This is a genomic window from uncultured Roseobacter sp., assembly GCF_947496515.1.
Taxonomy (GTDB): Bacteria; Pseudomonadota; Alphaproteobacteria; order Rhodobacterales; family Rhodobacteraceae; genus Roseobacter.
Genome location: NZ_CANMDB010000011.1, coordinates 51,870 through 70,561, shown reverse-complemented (window position 1 = coordinate 70,561; position 18,692 = coordinate 51,870). Strand labels below are relative to the sequence as shown.

General features: G+C 63.2%; 18 protein-coding genes. 2 read left to right on the top strand and 16 right to left on the bottom strand.

Annotated elements, in window-relative coordinates; translation table 11 throughout:
* Positions 1-80: 80 nt before the first annotated feature.
* Positions 81-1,970 carry a bifunctional diguanylate cyclase/phosphodiesterase gene (locus tag Q1A53_RS17710; protein ID WP_299968980.1) on the bottom strand — a complete coding sequence of 630 codons (1,890 nt, stop codon included), beginning with the start codon at positions 1,968-1,970 and terminating at the stop codon, positions 81-83.
* Between the two features lie 146 nt (positions 1,971-2,116).
* Positions 2,117-2,491, bottom strand: coding sequence for a hypothetical protein (locus tag Q1A53_RS17705; protein ID WP_299968979.1), 375 nt, complete (start codon positions 2,489-2,491; stop codon positions 2,117-2,119).
* Positions 2,492-2,575: 84 nt separating this feature from the next.
* Here Q1A53_RS17705 and Q1A53_RS17700 point away from each other — a divergent pair, with 84 nt between their 5' ends.
* A complete protein-coding gene (locus Q1A53_RS17700) occupies positions 2,576-3,304 on the top strand; it encodes a Crp/Fnr family transcriptional regulator (protein ID WP_299968978.1) in 729 nt (242 codons plus the stop codon).
* Between the two features lie 181 nt (positions 3,305-3,485).
* Positions 3,486-4,610 (top strand): beta-ketoacyl-ACP synthase III, encoded by a 1,125-nt coding sequence (locus Q1A53_RS17695; RefSeq protein WP_299968977.1) that lies wholly within the window; start codon positions 3,486-3,488, stop codon positions 4,608-4,610.
* A gap of 461 nt (positions 4,611-5,071) precedes the next feature.
* On the opposite strand, the gene Q1A53_RS17690 is transcribed toward Q1A53_RS17695, so the two are convergent.
* Genes Q1A53_RS17690 through Q1A53_RS17625 form a run of 14 tightly spaced genes read right to left on the bottom strand, consistent with a single transcriptional unit; the run spans position 5,072 to position 18,673 of the window.
* A complete protein-coding gene (locus Q1A53_RS17690; protein WP_299968976.1) occupies positions 5,072-5,983 on the bottom strand; it encodes a LysR substrate-binding domain-containing protein in 912 nt (303 codons plus the stop codon).
* An 18-nt stretch (positions 5,984-6,001) separates the two neighbouring features.
* On the bottom strand, positions 6,002-6,658 hold the full coding sequence (locus Q1A53_RS17685; RefSeq protein ID WP_299968975.1) for an aspartate/glutamate racemase family protein: 657 nt from the start codon (positions 6,656-6,658) through the stop codon (positions 6,002-6,004).
* On the bottom strand, positions 6,655-8,124 hold the full coding sequence (gene hydA, locus Q1A53_RS17680) for a dihydropyrimidinase (RefSeq protein ID WP_299968974.1): 1,470 nt from the start codon (positions 8,122-8,124) through the stop codon (positions 6,655-6,657). The genes Q1A53_RS17685 and hydA overlap by 4 nt, the downstream gene beginning before the upstream one ends.
* Positions 8,124-9,056: a dihydrodipicolinate synthase family protein gene (locus Q1A53_RS17675; protein WP_299968973.1), complete on the bottom strand. Its 933-nt coding sequence runs from the start codon at positions 9,054-9,056 to the stop codon at positions 8,124-8,126. Before Q1A53_RS17675 ends, hydA begins: the two co-directional genes overlap by 1 nt.
* Complete coding sequence (locus Q1A53_RS17670) at positions 9,053-9,688, bottom strand: flavin reductase family protein (protein WP_299968972.1); 636 nt, start codon at positions 9,686-9,688, stop codon at positions 9,053-9,055. The genes Q1A53_RS17675 and Q1A53_RS17670 overlap by 4 nt, the downstream gene beginning before the upstream one ends.
* Positions 9,685-10,611, bottom strand: coding sequence for an N-carbamoyl-D-amino-acid hydrolase (locus Q1A53_RS17665; RefSeq protein ID WP_299968971.1), 927 nt, complete (start codon positions 10,609-10,611; stop codon positions 9,685-9,687). Before Q1A53_RS17665 ends, Q1A53_RS17670 begins: the two co-directional genes overlap by 4 nt.
* A gap of 17 nt (positions 10,612-10,628) precedes the next feature.
* Positions 10,629-11,294, bottom strand: a complete 666-nt coding sequence (locus tag Q1A53_RS17660) for an amino acid ABC transporter permease (protein WP_299968970.1) — start codon at positions 11,292-11,294, stop codon at positions 10,629-10,631.
* A gap of 3 nt (positions 11,295-11,297) precedes the next feature.
* A complete protein-coding gene (locus Q1A53_RS17655) occupies positions 11,298-11,972 on the bottom strand; it encodes an amino acid ABC transporter permease (protein WP_299968969.1) in 675 nt (224 codons plus the stop codon).
* Positions 11,973-11,978: 6 nt separating this feature from the next.
* Positions 11,979-12,734, bottom strand: a complete 756-nt coding sequence (locus tag Q1A53_RS17650) for an amino acid ABC transporter ATP-binding protein (protein WP_299968968.1) — start codon at positions 12,732-12,734, stop codon at positions 11,979-11,981.
* 1 nt (position 12,735) lies between these two features.
* Positions 12,736-13,569, bottom strand: coding sequence for a transporter substrate-binding domain-containing protein (locus tag Q1A53_RS17645; protein ID WP_299968967.1), 834 nt, complete (start codon positions 13,567-13,569; stop codon positions 12,736-12,738).
* Positions 13,570-13,621: 52 nt separating this feature from the next.
* Positions 13,622-15,184, bottom strand: a complete 1,563-nt coding sequence (locus Q1A53_RS17640) for an acetolactate synthase large subunit (protein WP_299968966.1) — start codon at positions 15,182-15,184, stop codon at positions 13,622-13,624.
* On the bottom strand, positions 15,181-16,257 hold the full coding sequence (locus Q1A53_RS17635) for a dipeptide ABC transporter ATP-binding protein (RefSeq protein ID WP_299968965.1): 1,077 nt from the start codon (positions 16,255-16,257) through the stop codon (positions 15,181-15,183). Before Q1A53_RS17635 ends, Q1A53_RS17640 begins: the two co-directional genes overlap by 4 nt.
* On the bottom strand, positions 16,254-17,243 hold the full coding sequence (locus tag Q1A53_RS17630) for an ABC transporter ATP-binding protein (protein WP_299968964.1): 990 nt from the start codon (positions 17,241-17,243) through the stop codon (positions 16,254-16,256). The genes Q1A53_RS17635 and Q1A53_RS17630 overlap by 4 nt, the downstream gene beginning before the upstream one ends.
* Entirely contained in the window at positions 17,240-18,673 is a 1,434-nt protein-coding gene (locus tag Q1A53_RS17625; protein WP_299968963.1) for an amidohydrolase family protein, read from the bottom strand. The genes Q1A53_RS17630 and Q1A53_RS17625 overlap by 4 nt, the downstream gene beginning before the upstream one ends.
* Positions 18,674-18,692 lie beyond the last annotated feature (19 nt).

Here is an 18,692-nt window from a genome sequence, read left to right as displayed (position 1 = left end):
GGGGTCAGCGCGACCCAATGTGGATCCTGGCAAAACCCGTCGCCGGCGTGTGACAGGCGCGCGGGGAGATCATGTGCCCATCAGCCCGCATCGCGATCCGCATCGTCTAACTTACCAGGTTCGGTCATAGCCAACGCTGAGGGCCTGCCATAGAGGTAGCCCTGAAGCACATCGCACCCCAGCGACGACAGGAGCGCTGACTGCTCGGGCGTCTCCACCCCTTCCGCCGTCACTTTCATATTCAGCTTCGCGCCCAGCATCACCACCGATTCGATGATCTCCCGGGACCGTTTGGGGTTTTCATCCAGCGCAGCCACAAAGGACCGGTCAATCTTCAACCGGTCAAAGCCGTATTTCCACAGGTAGCTGAGGCTGGAGAACCCGGTGCCAAAGTCATCCATCGCAATCGTAACACCCATTTCCTTGAGCGCGTCGATCTGCATCTCGACAAAGGTACTGTCATCCAGCAACAGCGACTCGGTGATCTCCAACTCCAGCAGCCGGGCCGGAAATCCCGTCTCCGACAACGCTTCCCGCACCGTGTTCACAAGCTCGCCGCTCTCGAACTGCACCGTGGAGAGGTTGATCGCCAGCATCGTCTGCTGACCAAGCGTCGCCATCTGCTGCATCGCCGTGCGCAAGGTCCAGTTGCCGATCTCTTCGATCAGTCCCAGTTCCTCCGCCATGGGGATGAACTCTGACGGCGGGATCGGATGGCCATCTTGATCCGACAGGCGCAGCAAAGCTTCGTGCCCGATCAGCGCATGGCTCTTTCCGCAGACCAACGGCTGGTAATGAATATCGAAATGCTCGCTTTGCACGGCCTCGCGCAGCCTGTCCTCCAGCGCGCGCCTCTTGCGAAGCTGCTCACCCATCTCATTGCCGTAAAACGCAAAATCGTTCCGCCCCGCGGCCTTGGCGTGATAGAGCGCCGCATCCGCCTTTTTCAGCGTGGCATCGAGCGTATCTCCCGGTGCGACATCCGCCAAACCGATGCTGACCGATGCGCTGATCCGCACGTCCTGCACTTGCACATCCTGCGCACAGGATTTCAAGATATCGCGGATCCGCTCGATCACCCCGTCCTTTTCCGTCGCGCGAAACCCGATGACGAACTCATCGCCGCCAAACCGCGCCACCAGATCCCCGGGCCCGCAGGCCGCACGGATCCTCTCTGCAACATGCGCCAGATAATCGTCCCCGACCGCATGCCCGCGCGTGTCATTGATGGATTTGAAGTGATCAATATCGAGATAGCCCAGACAGGTCAGCCGACCCTCGGCCATCACCTCGCTCACTTGCTTGGTAAATTCACGTCGGTTCAGCAGCCCGGTGAGCGGATCGAACCGTGCCAGAAACTCCGCATCCCGCCGGGAGCGCTGCGCGATGATCCGTTGCAGATAAAAGGCCAGGCTCGGCACCACAAAGATCAACATGCAAAAGACCGACACCATCATGCCGAAGGCGCTGAAACTTTCCTCGAAATACGCGCTGGTCTGGGTCTGGTCCACATAGACCGCGACAATCGCCCGTTGGCTTCCTTCCGCGTCAAGCAAGGGGATCAGCACCTGCGCATAATGGTCAAACAGACCACCGCCGCCGGACCCCCGAAAGATCTTGACGTTGGCATCGCCCGTCGCTGCAACCAGCAGCGCCGCGGGATCGGCCACCTCCGCCACGCCGGTATATCTGGCACGGAACATATCATCGGACGTGAAGGCCAACCGACCGTCGGGCGAAAACAATTTGAACCGAAAGATGTTTCCGACGGCCCGCATCTCGGCCATCGCTTCCAGCTGCGCTGTATCAGGCCTGCCGGTTTCGATCAGATTTTCCAGATCAGGCACACGTTGCGCGATATGGCTGCCCCAAAGCTGCGCATCTTCGAGCGCGTCGCGCGTGACCGCACGGTCCACGGCGCTTTCAACACCGTAGGTGGTGGCGCTCCAGATCGCCCCAATGGCGAACACACCGAACACTATCGCACGTAAAATCGACAGAAACCCCTCCGGACAAACGTCCTTGGGGTGTAGCGCACCCGTTTCTAAGGAGTGGTGAATGCCTGCGGATCAATATCGCCAAATTGAACTGTTTTGGATCGACAGACGCCCAGGGGCTAACCGGTCTGTGCCCTGTCACCAGCGTTCAGACGCAATAACTCATAGGCCGCCTGGATCACCTGCGCCTCAGCAAACGGACGGCTGAGATGCTGCCAATGACTGAACTGCCCGGTCTCACGCAGATCAAGCGTGATCACATTGCGGGCCTCAAGCCAGTCGAAATCTGCCGGCGACAGTTCCAGCACACCGCCTTGCGCAGCAACAAAGACCAGCTCCGGATCAAAGGAGGTGGCAGGAACCGCCCGCGCCTCAGCCACCGTTTCATAGATGCGGCAGATCGAGCCGGCCTGCCAGAACCCGAAGATCCCGGCAATATCCTGGGATATCAGCGGGTCCTTTACAACAATACCAACCGAAAGCGGGTCGTCCAACGCGGTTTTTCCTGATTGCCAAAACCTCTTATGGAACCCTTTCACGGTTTTTGCATTAAACTATGACATAGCCGGGAGATTTACATGACCACCGACTGCAAGGCTTGTCCGCTGCGCAGCCAGTCGATTTTTGACGACATGACGCAGGACGAATTGAAAAAAACAGCGCGCTTCAAATCAGGCGAGCTGTCTGTTGATCCTGGCACGCCCATACTTATGGAAGGCTCCAACGCACCGCAACTCTACACCGCGTTGCGGGGCATGGGGCTGAGATACAAGACGCTGCCGGACGGTCAGCGGCAGGTGATCAACTTCATCTTCCCGGGCGATTTCATCGGGCTTCAGGCCGGTATGCTGGGCGAGATGGGTCATTCGGTCGAGGCCACGACCCGCATGACCCTGTGTGTTTTTGACCGCAGCGATTTTTTCGACTTCTTCAAAAGCTCGACCGCGCGGGCGTTCGACATCACGTGGCTCGCCGCCACCGAAGAGCATTTTCTGGGCGAGTCGCTCACAACAGTCGGACAGCGCGATGCCTTGTCCTCGATGGCGTGGGCCATGGTGCGCCTGTTCCAGAGAGCCGACGAACTCAACATGCAACAGAATGGCGCCGTGCCCTTCCCCTTCAAACAGCAGGACATCGCAGATGCGCTTGGCCTGTCGCTGGTGCATACCAACAAGACAATCGCCCGGCTTCGGCAGCGGCAACTGCTCACCTTGTCTGACGGATCCTTGCACATCCACGATCTGCAGGCGCTGGCCGATGTGGCACAGATCGAGCTTGAAGGACATCGCAGGCGTCCCCTGATCTGAGCAGGGGATGTCTTACCCAAACCTTGCCAGACAGAGCGCCACGCACCGACGTGATACCGACGCTGTACCGACGTGATACCGACGCTGTACCGCAGGGTCACAGCGCCGAAGTCATTGCGTCGCGGCGCTTGACCTGACAGGTGGATACCGGCCAAATCAGGCAATTGCCCGGAGAGCATCAATGCACACCCCAGCCATCACAGGAAGCGGCGTCTTCACGCCCTCCGAGACCATCACGAATGCCGAGCTGGTCAAGGCTTTCAACAACTATGTCGATCTTTACAACGCTGAAAACGCTGATGAAATCGCCTCAGGTACTCTGGAAGCGAAAGCGTATTCCTCCGAAGAGTTCATTCTCAAATCCTCCGGGATCGAACAGCGCTATGTGATTGATAAGACAGGGATACTAGACCCAAAGGTCATGCACCCCCGTTTTGCTCAACGGAAAGATGACGAGCCGTCGCTTATGGCCGAGATCAGTGTGAAAGCCGCCCGGCAAGCACTTGAAAATGCTCAACGAAATGTGGATGAGATTGATCTGGTGATCTGCGCTGCCTCCAATATGGAGCGCGCCTATCCCGCTATCGCCGTTGAGATGCAAGATCTCTTGGGGATCAATGGCTTCGCGTTCGATATGAATGTCGCCTGCTCCTCTGCGACCTTCGGGATCCAGGCAGCCAGCGATATGATCCGGTCCGGAAGTGTCCGCAAGGCGCTTGTCATCAACCCCGAGATTTGCTCGGCCCATCTGGAGTGGCGCGACCGCGATTGCCATTTCATTTTCGGTGACGTCGCGACAGCCGTTCTGCTGGAGCGGGAAGAAGACGCAGCCAGCAGCTATTTCCAAGTGAAATCAACCCGCTGCGCCACGGTCTTTTCCAATAATATCCGCAACAACAACGGCTTTCTGAGGCGGACCAGGCCCGCAGGAATGGCCGACCGACGCGACATGCAGTTCATGCAGAATGGCCGCAAGGTCTTCAAGGAAGTGCTGCCGATGGTCAGTGCACACATCGCCGCGCATATGGCGGATGAGGGGGTCGGCGCCGACGATCTCAAGCGGCTGTGGCTGCACCAGGCCAACAAGACTATGAACGATTTTATCGGTCGCAAGGTGCTCGGGCGGACGCCGGAACCCGCCGAACAACCCAACATCCTCCAGGACTATGCCAATACGTCCTCTGCCGGATCCATCATCGCTTTTTCCAAGTATTCCAATGATCTGGCACCCGGAGACAAAGGGCTCATCTGCTCATTCGGGGCGGGCTATTCGGTCGGCTCCGTTCTGGTGGAGCGCAAAGGCTAAGCGGCGGCGGTCAGGGGATTAGCCAGCGATACCTCACGAACGGTCACCCTAATCTGCACCCGAGTTAATCGGATCGCAGGGAATAATCACCTACAGAAGGGCTCCGAAGCTTCGGAAGTAATGAGTGGCCGGTGACCCTGCACCGGTTTTGGGTCAGAGACCTGTCGCGCTCTGCCGCCTTGGGACCGGCAGGTTGGCCTTGGGTCAACAGTCGCGGACAGGTTCTCGCCGTTTTGGGCACCGAAGGGTCCAAAACCACTGGCACCGTACGCCCGGTTTACGGACTTTCAACGGGATCCGGGCCTAACTGTCGGCCATCGTCGGCTTTCAAAGGGGCAGTCGTTCTGCGATCTGCGTCAAAACAACTAATCAAGATCTGCGTAGCGGGTTGATCACTATATTTGAATAAATACAAACTTATCAAATACTTGAAAGCTTAACTTAAAGTATAACGCGAACCATTACCGCTGCTGCGTCATCACGAGGATAAAGCACTGCCGAAAGTCGGCCGCGAGGCGGGATAATGGCCTTCCCGGTCGCGTCAGCAAGCAGGCCGATACGGTGATCGCCGGATCAAAAGCGCGCACTGCCAGTTCCATGTTCGGCAGAAAGCTCGCCGTATACCTATCCACGATGGCCACATCACTGCCTGACTGCGCCAGCACCGCCGCAGTGTGGCAATAGCGCACCTCGACCCGCGGCGTATAGGCAACGCCAGCGCTGTCAAAGGCGCTCTGCATCAGGAACCCAAGCCGCGACGCCCGGTCGAGCCCGATGAACCCGTTCTCTACTACATCCGCCGGGGTGACCACGCTCAGGCTTGCCAGCGGATGATCCATGCGCATCAGCGCCACCATCCTGTCGGTGCGCATCTTCTCCACACTCACGCCCGGGTGACTGTCCAGCCCGAGGCAAAGACCGATGTCAGCCGTGCCCGTCGCCACGGCCTCGATCACGTTCTCCATCCGGCGGACATCGTACTGCACCGTCACATCGGCCCGGTCCTCCAGAAAGGACAGCAGGGCACCCGGCACCACCGAATGGCCCAGCGGTGGCGTCGCCATCAGCCGCAGCTTGCCCACCGAGCCACCGCGCAAATCGCGCACCCGGCTCTCCACCCGGCGCAGCTGTTCGAACATCGGCTCGATTTCCTCAAAGAGGCTCAGCGCGTCCGGCGTCGGCAGCATCCGCTTTTTGGAGCGTTCAAAAAGCGCAAAGCCCAGCTGCCGCTCCAGCTGTTGGATGGCGCTTGAGACAGACGGTTGCGAGATGCCAAGCTCTTCTGCCGTGCGCACCGTCGTGTGATGCAGCATCAGCGTCCCGAACACCTCCAGCAAACGCAGGGACAGATCATTGCGGCGGGCAACCTTCATGCCTCAGCTATACCCCGGTCACAGCCCCGCGGCCAGAATGGACCCAAGCGCCATCGCCACCGCAGCCTGCGTGGGGTCGATCACCGGAACGCCCAAGCGGCTCTCCAGCGGCGCGCGGTGCACTGCCATGCCAGCACAACCCAGCACCAGAGCCTCGGCGCCATCGACCATCAACCCGCTGCCGACGTCCACAAGGCGGTCGAACGTATCCTCTCCGCGCGCGGTCTCATCCACGGACATATCGAGCGCCCGCTCGCCTGCAATGCGCGCGCTCACCCCCATCCGCCGCATGTAGAGCCGGTGCCGCCGTTCCGACGCGGCAGAGATCCCGATGATCCCAATTCTGTCCGCGCGCGCCATCGCCGTCAGAAGCCCGCTTTCCTGAATGCCGAAAACGGGCACCGCGATCTCTGACCGGCAGGCGTCGATCCCGGGATCCGAATAGCATGCGATGACAAAGGCGCCCGCATCGCCGCGCGCGCGCATCTGCGCCACCAGCGGCAAGACAACCTGATCCGACTGCAACTGGCTCTCGATCCCGAAGGGCCCGTCGGCCAGGGTCACACACTCGATCCCCGGCCCGCCGGGCAGATCGAAAGGCGCCAGCGCCGTGGCCAGGCCATCCGTCACCGCCTGATTGGAATTTGGATTGATCACGACGACGGGTCCGCTCATGGCGCGATCTCCGCGCCGAAGTTTGTCGCCGGGTCCAGCTCCGGCGCGCGGTGGCCGGGATAACCTGTCAGATCAATCCGCGAGCGCGCCACGTAGCGCCCGTGTCCCGGCTCGACCTGAAGCTTGCCACCGTCAATCACCCGTTGCCCGCGCGTGAGCACGGTGACCGGCCAGCCGGTGACCTGCCACCCCTCAAAGGGCGTATAGTCCATGTTGTCGTGCTGGTCCTCGGCGGTCACCGTGCGGGTTTCCTCCGGGTCCCAGATGGCGATATCCGCATCCATGCCGATGGCGATGCTGCCCTTTTGGTCCAGACCATAGAGACGCGCCGCGTTGCTCGATGACAGGGCGGCGAACTGCTGCAGTGTGATGCGCCCCTTGCCGACACCTTCGGAAAACAACAGCGGCAGGCGCAGCCCGATGCCCGGCATGCCATTGGCAATCTGTTTGAATGTGGCATCCGGCCCGTTCGCCAATTTACCCGTCTCATCAAAGCGGTAGGGCGCGTGATCCGAGGAGAAGACGCTGAAGGTTCCGGCCTGCAGGTGCCGCCAGAGCGCGTCCTGTGTCGGCACGTCGCGCAAGGGGGGCGAGCACATGAACTTGGCACCCTCCATCCCCGGACGGTCCAGATCCTCGCGGGTCAGGAACAGGTATTGCGCGCAGGTCTCGCCAAAGATCTTGGCCCCCGCCATGCGCGCCTCCGAGACCAGCCCTGCGCCTTCGGGGGTGGAAACATGCACGATCAGCAAGGCGGCATCCACCAGTTTCGCAAGTGAAATCGCCCGGTTGATCGCCTCCGCCTCGGCCAATGCCGGGTGGCTGGGCGCATGGTAGCGCGGCGCACTGTGGCCCGCGGCCAGCAGCCTGTCGGAGATCCAGGAGATCATGCCGTTGTTTTCTGCGTGCACCATGGTCAGCGCGCCGTGGGTTTTGGCCACGGTCAGAATGTCGAGGAACTGCCGATCATCCACGCGCATCAAATCGTAGGTCATGAAGACCTTGAAGGAGGTCACCCCCCGCGCGAAGGCCGCGGGCAACTCCTCGGTCAGCACCTTCTCGGTTGGGTCGGCGACGATCAGATGATAGCCGTAGTCAATGACGGAGCTTCCCTCCGCGCGGCTGTCATAAAGGTCCAGTGTTTCCGTCACGCCCATCCCGCGATGCTGTGCGGCGAAGGGCACGAAACACGAGTTCCCCCCGAAAGCCGCGGAGATCGACCCGCTGCGATAATCGTCCGACGTCATCCCCCCTGTCGCGGATTCCTGTGCGATGTGGCAATGCGCCTCGATGCCGCCGGGCAGCACAAGCTTGCCGGTGGCGTCGATGGTGTCGCGACCGGTCAATCCCAGGCCAAGCCCGGTGATCTGTCCGCCGCTGATACCGATATCGGCGTTGAACGTATCGGATGCGGTCACGACCGTTCCGCCGGTGATCACGGTGTCAAATATGCTCTCGCCTTGCATCAGCTCAGCTCCTTCAGTCGTTTTTCCAGCCGCGCGATCAGCCGGGTCAGCTCTGCGTGATCCAGCTCGGTCATGGCAGGCCCCGGTGCACGCACCTTGGCGGAGCCCAGCACACCGCGCCTGCGCAATGTTTCCTTGCGGATGGCGAGGCCGAGGCCCAGCTGCTGCTCGTAGCGCACCAGCGGCAGGTAGGCATCAAAGAGATCTTCCGCCCCGTCCACATCGCCCGCCTTGTGCTTTGCGACCACCTGAACGAGCATCTCCGGGTAGGCAAAACCGGTCATGGCGCCATCCGCCCCGCGCTGCATCTCCTGCGGCAGGAACAGCGCGGAATTGCCGGTCAGGATCGACAGGCGCGGGACCGCATCTGTCCCGGTCTCCGCCCGTACACGGCTGAGCTTGGTCAGCCCCGGCCAATCCTCATGTTTCAGCATGACAATCTGGGGATGATCGGTGGCAAGGCGCAGGATCGTCTCGACCGAGACCTGAACACCGGTGGTCTGCGGGTAATCCTGAAAGCAGATGGGAATATCGGGCAGCGCCGCGCAGACTTGGCCGACGTAGGCTGCGAGCTTGGCCTCGGTCACCATGCCCGGTTGCGGCGCCACCATCACACCACCGGCGCCTGCGTCCATCACCGTGCCCGCCAGCCGCGCCATATTGTCGAGCCCCGCGGCAGAGACGCCCACGATGACGGGCACGCGCCCTGCCACCCGGTCCAGCACATGGCGGGCAAACTGGATGGCCTCGTCCCCGCCCATCTTGGGCGCTTCGCCCATGATCCCCAGGATGGTCATGCCGGTCACGCCGCAGTCGAGATAGAAATCCACCATCCGGTCCGTGCTGGCCAGATCCAGCGCCCCTGCGTCGTCAAAGGGGGTGGCGGCAATGATAAACACACCTTCCGAATTCCGGTTGATCAGTTGGGTCACGATGTCTTTTCCTTCATGTCGGACAGCTGCGGGATGCTGCGCGGTGCGATCTCTTCGAGCCGGGCGTATTTATCCGCAAAGAGCCGCGCAACCGGATAGTCGCCCTGCCAATCCACGCGGTACGTCTCTTCGTCGATCAGCCCCGTCTGTGCCGCGAGCCCCACGGCTCTGCCGACGACGATGTCGCGCTCTGGCGAATAGGTCAATCGGTCGAGCAGCTTGCATTCGATGGCCACCGGCACCTCCGCCAGCCGCGGCGGCGCGACACGGCGCGAGGGCGCCAGGGACAGCCCCAAAGCCGCCGCTTCGGAGACATCGCCCGGGTAGGATGCTGCTGTCGCGACCATAACCTCGCTCAGCGCGGGTGTCGCGATATTGACCACGAATTCACCGGTGGCGCGGATGTTCAGGGTGGTGTCCTTGGGCGTGCCGTCCACACGGTGCTCCAGCCCGAGGATCACCAGCGCCGGATCCTGCCCGAACACGTTGAAGAACGAATAGGGGGCGGCGTTGACGATGCCTTGGGCGTTCTGCGTCGTGACCCAGGCGACAGGTCGTGGCAGCACGACCGCCGTCAACAGCTTGTAACGCTGCGCCGGTGTCAGTGCGTCAAAATCAAATGCGTCCATCATTCCGGCAACACCACGCCCGTCTGCGCCGTGATGCGCCCGTAGTGCTCCACCCGGCGGTGGCGGGCAAAATCAAAGATCGTCGTCTTGCCGAAGTGGCACAGGTCCATATCGCAGGCGTGCACGATCAGCTCGTCGCCCTCACTCTCGGCCCGCGCCACCACATAACCGTTGGGATCACAGATGATACTGCCTCCCATCAGCGGGTGACCATCCTCATTCCCTGCCTTGGCCACGCCCACAACCCAGGCGGCGTTCTGATAGGCACCGGCGGTCATTGAAAGCTCCGAATGGTAGAGCCGCTGCGCCAGCCCTTCGGCGCTGTCCTGACTGTTCACGGACGGCGTGTTGTAGCCCAGCGTGATCAGCTCCACCCCCTGTAGTCCCATCTCCCGGTAGACCTCGGGCCAGCGGCGGTCATTGCAGATACACATCCCCATCCAGGCATCCAAATTGCGCCAGACCGGAAAGCCCAGATCACCGGGTTCGAAATAGCGTTTCTCCAGATGCTGAAAGGCGCGCTCGGTGTCGTAGTCCGAATGTCCGGGCAAGTGCACCTTGCGGTAGGTGCCCACGATCTGCCCGGCCCGGTCGGTGAGGATGGAGGTGTTGAAATAGCGCCCTTGGGGTGTCTTTTCCGCGTAGCCAAAGGTGATAGCGATCCCATGCTCCCGCGCCCGGTCAAAGAGCGGCCGCGTGGCGGGGCCGGGCATTTCGCTCTCGAACCAGCTGTCGATCTCGGTCTGGTCCTCCATCCACCAGCGGGGAAAGAAGGTGGTCAGCGCCAGCTCCGGAAAGACCACCAGATCGCAGCCCGCGCCCGCCGCCCGGTCCAGCAGCTTGATCATCCGCGCGACCACCTCCTCCCGGCTGTCGGCCTTCTGAATGGGCCCCAGCTGAGCCCCCCCGATGACGATTTCCCGCATACCAACCTCCTCCTCGTTCAATGTGCCAGGCGCCGCTCAAACCGGCTGATCAAACGGATCAGCGGCCAGAGCAGCGCGAGATAAAGCCCTGCCGCCAGCACCAGCGGCGACGCGTTGTAGGTAATCGACCGCACCAGCCCCGCCGCGTGCAGCATTTCGCCCAGGCTGACCACCGAGGCGAGCGAGGTCAGCTTGACCACCTCCACCACATTGGACAGCAGGTCCGGAAGCACATTGCGCGTGGCCTGCGGCAGCGTCACCCAGATCAGCGTTTGCGCAGGTGTCAGCCCGGTGGAGCGTGCAGCCTCCCGCTGACCTTTCGGGACCGACAGAAGGCCCGCGCGAAAAATCTCGGCGAAATAGGCGGTATTGTTGAGGAAAAACCCGATGATCACGGCGACAAAAGGCGTGAGGCTCATCCCCGCAAACGGCAGACCCGCGTAGATGAAGATCAGCAGCACCAGCGGCGGCAAGGCGCGGAACAGATCGATGAAGGCCAGCGACGCCCACCGCAGCGCCCGGTTGGGCGACAGCGCGCCGAGCGCTGCCAGCAGACTACCGATGGCGCCCAGCGGAATGACGACCACACAGATCAGCAGGGTCATGCCGAGGCCCTTGATCACCAGCGGCCATGCCTTGATCATGATCCCGACGTTGAAGAACTGATCGACCATCGCCTCCATGCCTCAGACCCCCGGCGGCGTGAACCGCGCTTCCAGCCAGCGCGAGGCGATGACAAGCGGCAGAAAAAGAATGACATAAGTGATGGCGGCCAGCGTCAGCGGCGAGGCATTGGCCGAAAAGCTCTGCGCTGTCGTGGCTTGCCCGAGGATGTCGGGCACGCCGATGACCATGCCAAGTGCTGTCATCTTGGTGATCGCAATGGCGCGGTTGGTCAGGGGCGGGATGACCATGCGCACCGCCTGCGGCAGCACCACATGGCCGAGTGCGGCGGTAAACGACAGCCCTGTGGAGCGCGCGGCCTCCCACTGGCCCCTGGGCGTGGCTGTGATGCCGGCCCAGATGATCTCCTCCGCAAAGGCTGCCAGCACCAGCGTCAGCACCAGATAGAGCACCATGAAAGAGGACAGCACCATGCCGACGTTGGGCAACCCGAAGAACCCCAGCAGGATCAGCACCAAGGGTGGCAGCGCCCGCCACACATCCGCGTAGATCACGATGATGAACGACAGCGCGCGGATCCGGTAGGCACGCAAGCAGGCCAGCACCCCGCCCAGCAAAACACCGCTCAGCACGATCAGCACTGAAAGCAGCACGGTCACCGCAGCCCCTTCGAGGATCGCGGGCGCGTAACGGATCAGCACCGCACCGTTGAAGAAGGTATCGACGAACCGCTCCATCGCCGCTCAGCCCTGCACCCGGGCGAGAAAGGCGCGCGTGCGCTCCTGTTGCGGGTTGCCAAAGATCTGCTCTGGCAGGCCCTGCTCTACGATCCGGCCGCCGTCCATGAACACCACGCGGTCGGCGGCATCCCGGGCAAAGCCCATCTCATGGCTGACCACCAGCATGGTCATGCCGCGCGCTTTCATGTCGCGCATCACCGCCAGCACATCGCCGACCAGCTCAGGGTCCAGCGCCGATGTGGGCTCATCAAACAGCATCACCGCGGGCTTCAGCGCCAGCGCGCGCGCGATGGCAACCCGCTGCTGTTGCCCGCCCGACAGCTGCGCCGGATAGTGCCGTGCGCGGTCGGTCAGCCCGACCAGCGCCAGCGCCTCCAGCCCCACGTCATCGGCCTGCGCCCGCGGCATCTTCTGCACCCGCCGCAGGGCCAGGGTCACATTCCCCAAAGCGGTCAGATGCGGGTAGAGGTTGAAGGACTGGAACACCATTCCGATCCGCTGACGCATCCGGTTGAGATCCACCCCCGGCCCGGTCACCGGATCACCCTCCACAAAGACCGACCCGCTGTCAGGCTCCTCCAGCCGGTTGCAGCAGCGCAGCATGGTGGATTTGCCGGAGCCCGAAGGCCCCAGCACAAAGACCATCTCGCTGCGTGCCACGCTGAGATCGATGCCCGTCAGCACCGGATCCGTGCCAAAGGACTTGTCGAGCCCCGCGATGCGCAGGCTAGGCACCGTCAGAGAAGAAGGGGCGTTCATCTTAGCCGCAGCTCGGTGTGTGCCCACCCTCCACGTGACCTTTGAACCCCGGCTCACCAAAGCCCGGCAGCGGCGTGACCGCGGCGGAGCCGGGCGCGGGTTCCACCCCGAACCATTTGACGCTGAGTTCGGCCATGGTGCCGTCGATCTTCATGCATTCGATGATGCTCTCGACCGATGCGCGCAACTCTTCGTCACCGGTGCGGAAAGGCATGCCCCAGACCAGACCCGTCGAATGGACATAGCTCAACGCCAGTTGCGGGCTTTGTTTCGCGGCCCAGGCCGACGCCGTGCTGCCTGCCACATTGGCATGGGCACGGCCCGAGATGACGGCCTGTACGGCATCGGCATTGGTGCCGTAGCTCTCCACCGTCCAGCCGATCTCTTCTGCCAGATCCGTGGCCCAGCTGTCATAGACGGAGCCCTTGTTGACTGCGATCACCTTGCCATCGAGCTGGGCAAGCTCCGTGATCTCCTCGCTGCCTTCCTTCACCACAAACCCGAAATCGGTGTTCAGGTAGCCTTCGGAAAAGAGGATGTTTTCGGCCCGTTCTTCGGTGATGGTCGTGGGTGCTACAACGAAATCATAGGTCCCCGCCGCGAGCCCCGGCAGGATGCCGGACCACTGGGTCGCGACGATGTCCATCTTGGCCCCCAGCCGCTCGCCAATTTCATTGGCCAGATCCACGTTGAACCCTTCGACACCGCCCGACAGGGAGGGCATGGCATGGGGCGCAAAGGTTCCGTCAAGCGCGACGGTATAGGTCTTGTCCTGCGCAAAAGCGGCGGTGGCGGTGCAGAACAGGGCGGCGGTCAGTAGGGGTGTCTTTCTCATCAGTCTCTCCGTGTTGGTTGGTTTCTTGGTTTTAAATTCCGGGTTGGCGCAGCTACATCAGTGCCTCGATCAGCATGGGTCCGGGTTCGGCCATGGCCGCACTCAGCGCGCGCTGCAATTCGGCCACGCATTCCACGCGCACCGCAGGCACGCCCATGCCCTTGGCCAGCGCGGTAAAGTCGATATTGGGTCGGTCGAGATCCAGCATATCGAGCGCGGAGCGCCCGGGGTTGGCCCCCACGGCGAAGAGCTCCGTCTTAAGGATCTCGTAGGTGCGGTTGGCAAAGATCAGCGTGGTGACATTGGCCCCTTCACGCGCCTGGCTCCACAGCCCCTGAATGGTGTACATGGCGGAGCCGTCTGCCTGCAGGGTCAGCACCGGCCTCTCGGGGCAGGCCACCGCAGCGCCGAGCGCCAGCGGAATGCCGTCCCCGATGGCGCCGCCGGTGAGCGAGATCCAGCTATGCGGCGCCGCGCCTTGCGTGGCCCCCCACACGTCGCGCCCGCCGGTGATGCTTTCATCGACCACGATTGCAGTCTCCGGCAGCGCATGGGCGATGGCCGCCGCGATGGTCTCGTGCCGGATCGGGCCGGGCTGTGGCACAGGCGGCAGGGTCGCTTCGGGCACGTGAGGGGTAGCCCCAAGCTCGGTGGCCAGTGCAGCCACTGCGGCGGGTCCATCGCCATCGGTGCCCGCAAGGTTGAGCACCTCGCAGCCTTCGGGCAGCAAGAGGCTGGGGCGTCCGGGATACGCAAAGAAAGCCACAGGCGGCACCGTCTCGATCAGCACGGCGCGGGTGAAAGGCGCCAGCGTCTCAAGTGCCAGGTTAATCGGATAAGGCACCTTGGCGATGCCCGCGCGCCCGGCACCCCGGTCAAACCGGCGGTTGGACGTGGGCGCGAGCACCCGGGCGCCCGTTTGTGCGGCAATCCCGTGCAGCCTGGCCACCGCCTGCGGATCGGCCAGGACACTGCCGCTCACCAGCAGTACCGTCTCCGGCCCGAGCATCTCGGCTGCTTTACGTACATCTTCGGGCACAGGCGGTACCGGCGTCGCGGCCATGGGCGGCGGCGCGACCACGCCGCCCGGGTCCCAGCCGAGATCCGCTGGCGCGATCAGCGTAGCCACCTTGTTGGGGTAGGATTGCGCGGCAGCGAGGGCATCCATGGCATCCGCTGCAAAGCCTTCGGCACTGCTGGCCGTCCGCACCCAGTCGGAGAAGGGGCGCGCCGCACCTTCCACATCCGCGGTCAGCGGTGCGTCATAGCCGCGGTGCCGGACCGCGTGATCGCCCACAAGGTTGACCATTGGCGAGCGCCCCTTCCGGGCGTTGTGCATGTTGGCCCCGCCATTGGCCAGGCCCGGCGCCAGATGCAGCAGAGTCACCGCCGGTTTGCCCGCCATCCGCGCGTAGCCATCCGCCGCCCCCGTCACAACCCCCTCGAACAGCCCCAGCACGCAGCGCATCAGCCCCGTGCGGTCAAGCGCATCGACAAACTGCATCTCTGATGTGCCGGGGTTTGCAAAACAGACCTCCACGCCGGCGCCATGCAGGCTGCGGACGACGGATTCGGCCCCGTTCATCTCTTTGGGCGGGCTCAGATCTTGGCTCATGCAGGTTCCTTCTCGTGGCATTTCGTTGCGCGCGCGGCCTCCAACACCGCCAGCCTTTGCTGCAACAGGTCTGAGGCCGCACTGTCACTTTGCGTCGACGCCACCGGGGTTTCATCCGCAAAATGACAGGCCACTTTGGTGTCACCCAAAAGGCGCAACTCCGGGCGTTCGGTCCGGCACCGCGCCTCTGCCATGGGACATCGCGGGTGAAACGCGCAGCCGGGCGGCGGCGCCAGCGCCGACGGCAGATCCCCCTGCACAGGCGCGCGCGCGGTTTTCTGCCGCGGATCGGGCCGCGGTGCCGCGGCGATCAGGGACCGCGTGTAGGGATGCCGTGGCGTGGCAAAGAGTGTCGCGACCGGCGCTTCCTCCACAATGCGACCCAGATAGACGACCGCCACCCGCCGCGCCATGTGCCGCACCACTGCCAAATCATGGCTGATAAAGACATAGCCGATCCCGAATTCCTGCTGCAGATCGCACAACAGATTGACGATCTGCGCCTGCACGGAGACATCGAGCGCCGAGACCGGCTCGTCACAGACGATCAGCTGGGGCCGGGTCGCCAGCGCGCGCGCGATGCCCACGCGCTGCCGCTGACCGCCCGAGAACTCATGCGGATAGCGCCCGGCGTGCCAGGGTTGCAGACCGCAGGTCTCCAGCAGCGCTGCCAGCTTGTCCTGTACATCAGCAGGCGTAGCCAGCCCGTGCAGCAGCAACGGCTCGGCCAGCGTATCGGCCACGGTCATCCGCGGATTGAGCGAGGCATAGGGGTCCTGAAAGATGATCTGCATCTGCCGCCGGATCTTGCGCATCTCTGCTGTGGGAAGGGTCAGCACATACTCTCCGTTCAGCCGCACGCTGCCGGCGGTGGGCGGGGTCAGCCGCAACAGCGCCCGCCCAATGGTAGATTTGCCGCACCCGGATTCGCCGACGATGGCAAGCGTCTCCCCCTTGGCGACGTCAAAGCTGACGTCGTTGACGGCCTGCACCTTGCCGATGACCCGGCGCAGCACGCCACGGCGCACGGGAAAATGCTTGGTCAGGTTGCGGACTTCGAGCATCTGGCTCATGCGGCGGCCTCGATCGGCGCTTTCCAGCAGGCGACGTGGTGCCCGGCGGAGAGATCGCGCAGCGGTGGGCTCTCCGCCCGGCACCGCGTGTCCGCCAGCGGGCAGCGCGAGGCAAAGCGGCAGCCCTTGGCCTCGATCCACGGCGGCGGGACCGACCCCGGAATGGTCGCCAGCCGCCCGGCGGCGGCGTCGATGCGCGGGACAGCAGCCATCAGCCCGACCGTATAGGGATGCTGCGGATCGGCAAAAAGCGCCGCTGTCGGCGCCTGTTCCACCACGCGGCCCGCATACATCACCACCACGTCGTCGCAGGTCTGCGCGACCACCCCAAGATCATGAGTGACGAGCATCACAGCAGCCCCCGTGCGTTCGCGCAGGTTCCCCATCAGATCGAGGATCTGTGCCTGGATCGTCACATCGAGCGCGGTGGTTGGCTCATCCGCGATCAGCAGATCGGGATCATTGCACAAGGCCAGTGCGATCATCACCCGCTGTCGCTGACCACCGGAGAGCTGGTGCGGGTAGTCATCGACGCGGGAGGCGGGCGAGGGCAGCCCCACGAGATCCAGCAGTTCAATCGCGCGCTCCCGCGCGGCCTTGCCCTTGAGACCCGAATGCACGGACAGGCTTTCCACGATCTGTGCGCCGCAGGTGTAAACGGGGTTGAGCGAGGTCATCGGTTCCTGAAAGATCATGCCGATGCGCCCGCCGCGCAAATCGCGCATCCTGCGCTCCGGCAGGCTCAGCAAGTCGTCACCGTCAAAGAGGATCTGACCGCCCGCGTACTGTCCTGGTGGTTGCGGCACCAGCCGCATGATCGACAGCGACGTCACTGATTTCCCGCACCCGGATTCGCCCACGACGCCCAGCGTCCGGCCCCGCGCGACGGAAAACGACACCCCCTGCACCGCGCGCTGCACCGTGCCGCCCACGTGGAAATCCACCTGCAGATGCCGTACCTCCAGCAAGGGGGCCGCGTCGTTCATGGCGCGCTATATACGTAGGGAGAGGCTTCATCGTGGCGCCTTTCGGCGAAGTCGAGCGCCTGGAAAGCTACCTCAGCGCGCCGCTGCGCCGCTTCCAACCGGGCCAGCGCGTCGGGCAGATCAAAGGCCGCGACCTTGCCATCGGTGACCACTGCACGCCCGTCCACAAAGACATCCCGCACCGCCCGTTCAGCCGCCACATAGATCAAGGAGCGCAGCGGATCGCGGAGTGGCATCATCGCCGGATCGGTGATATCGGCAAGAAACAGATCCGCCTTGGCCCCCGGGGTCAGCCGCCCGATGTCATCCCGCCCGAGGATCCGCGCGCCACCCAGGGTCGCCGCATCAAAAATGTCGGAGGTTCGCAGATCGTAGGGATCCTTCGCCGTCACACGGCTGAGGTAGAGCGCGTTGCGCAGCTCTTCGAGCATGTTGTGAGGGTAGGTGTCCGTTCCGATGCCCACCGGGATCCCGCCGCGGATATAGCGCCCCACGGTGTTCATCGTGATGCCGCGACGCTGAAAAACGGTCGGACAGTGGGCCACCGCAGCGCCCGAGCCTTGCAGCAGCTCGAAATCCGCCGCCTGGGGCCAGAAGACATGGCCATAATCGTTGAGAAAGATCCCGTGCCCGATGATCGCGCCCGGCTTCAGGACGTCCAGGCTGTCCAGCCACTCCAACGGGGTCACCCCATGGCGGCGCGTGATCTCGTGAAATTCCACCACCGACTGCGCGGCATGGATCTGGAAGGGCAACCCACGCTCCTGCGCCAGCGCAAAGCTGTCAGCGATCAGCTCCGGCGTGCAGGTGTCGATCTGACTGGGCGACACCATGCCGGACAGCCGCCCCGACGGATGGGCGATGGCGGCGTCGATCACGCCCACCGCCTCCTCCATCGCGGCGCGCCCGCCGTCACCTTCCCAGTCATAATTCACCACATGGCCGTTGTCGGTGTACCACCGCGCCGAGCGGTACATGGGCGAGACCACACCGCGCAGCCCAGAGGCCGCAAAGGTCTCCACCCAGCCGTCCCAGGCCACCGACAGATCCACCAGCGTGGTGACGCCGGACAGCAGCAGCTCCGAATAGGTCACCTCGACGCAAGCCCTCCGCCCCTCATCATCGGGGCGGAACAGCGGCATGAATTCATAGAGCGAGGACATCCCCAGTCGCGGGCTGCCCAACTCGTCGAGCATTCCCTTGTTCATCGCCTCGCTGGACGGGTGGGAGTGGATATTCACCAGCCCCGGCGACACCAGACGATTGCGCCCGTCAATCTCGGTCTCCACCGGTCCCTCATAGGTGCCACCCACCTGCAAGATGCTGTCGCCCTCAAACGCCACATCCCCGTCGCGCAGATACCGGTGGCTGCCGGTCTGCGGGTCATAGGCCACGATCCAGGCGACATTTCGGATAACGGTGACAGCCATAACGGTCCTTTCAGGTCAG

Coding starts and splice junctions, on each gene's coding strand:
- Q1A53_RS17700 (WP_299968978.1), top strand. CDS start 2,576: ATGACCACCGACTGCAAGGCTTGTCCGCTGCGCAGCCAGTCGATTTTT.
- Q1A53_RS17695 (WP_299968977.1), top strand. CDS start 3,486: ATGCACACCCCAGCCATCACAGGAAGCGGCGTCTTCACGCCCTCCGAG.
- Q1A53_RS17690 (WP_299968976.1), bottom strand. CDS start 5,983: ATGAAGGTTGCCCGCCGCAATGATCTGTCCCTGCGTTTGCTGGAGGTG.
- Q1A53_RS17685 (WP_299968975.1), bottom strand. CDS start 6,658: ATGAGCGGACCCGTCGTCGTGATCAATCCAAATTCCAATCAGGCGGTG.
- hydA (WP_299968974.1), bottom strand. CDS start 8,124: ATGCAAGGCGAGAGCATATTTGACACCGTGATCACCGGCGGAACGGTC.
- Q1A53_RS17670 (WP_299968972.1), bottom strand. CDS start 9,688: ATGATGGACGCATTTGATTTTGACGCACTGACACCGGCGCAGCGTTAC.
- Q1A53_RS17665 (WP_299968971.1), bottom strand. CDS start 10,611: ATGCGGGAAATCGTCATCGGGGGGGCTCAGCTGGGGCCCATTCAGAAG.
- Q1A53_RS17660 (WP_299968970.1), bottom strand. CDS start 11,294: ATGGAGGCGATGGTCGATCAGTTCTTCAACGTCGGGATCATGATCAAG.
- Q1A53_RS17655 (WP_299968969.1), bottom strand. CDS start 11,972: ATGGAGCGGTTCGTCGATACCTTCTTCAACGGTGCGGTGCTGATCCGT.
- Q1A53_RS17650 (WP_299968968.1), bottom strand. CDS start 12,734: ATGAACGCCCCTTCTTCTCTGACGGTGCCTAGCCTGCGCATCGCGGGG.
- Q1A53_RS17645 (WP_299968967.1), bottom strand. CDS start 13,569: ATGAGAAAGACACCCCTACTGACCGCCGCCCTGTTCTGCACCGCCACC.
- Q1A53_RS17640 (WP_299968966.1), bottom strand. CDS start 15,184: ATGAGCCAAGATCTGAGCCCGCCCAAAGAGATGAACGGGGCCGAATCC.
- Q1A53_RS17635 (WP_299968965.1), bottom strand. CDS start 16,257: ATGAGCCAGATGCTCGAAGTCCGCAACCTGACCAAGCATTTTCCCGTG.
- Q1A53_RS17630 (WP_299968964.1), bottom strand. CDS start 17,243: ATGAACGACGCGGCCCCCTTGCTGGAGGTACGGCATCTGCAGGTGGAT.
- Q1A53_RS17625 (WP_299968963.1), bottom strand. CDS start 18,673: ATGGCTGTCACCGTTATCCGAAATGTCGCCTGGATCGTGGCCTATGAC.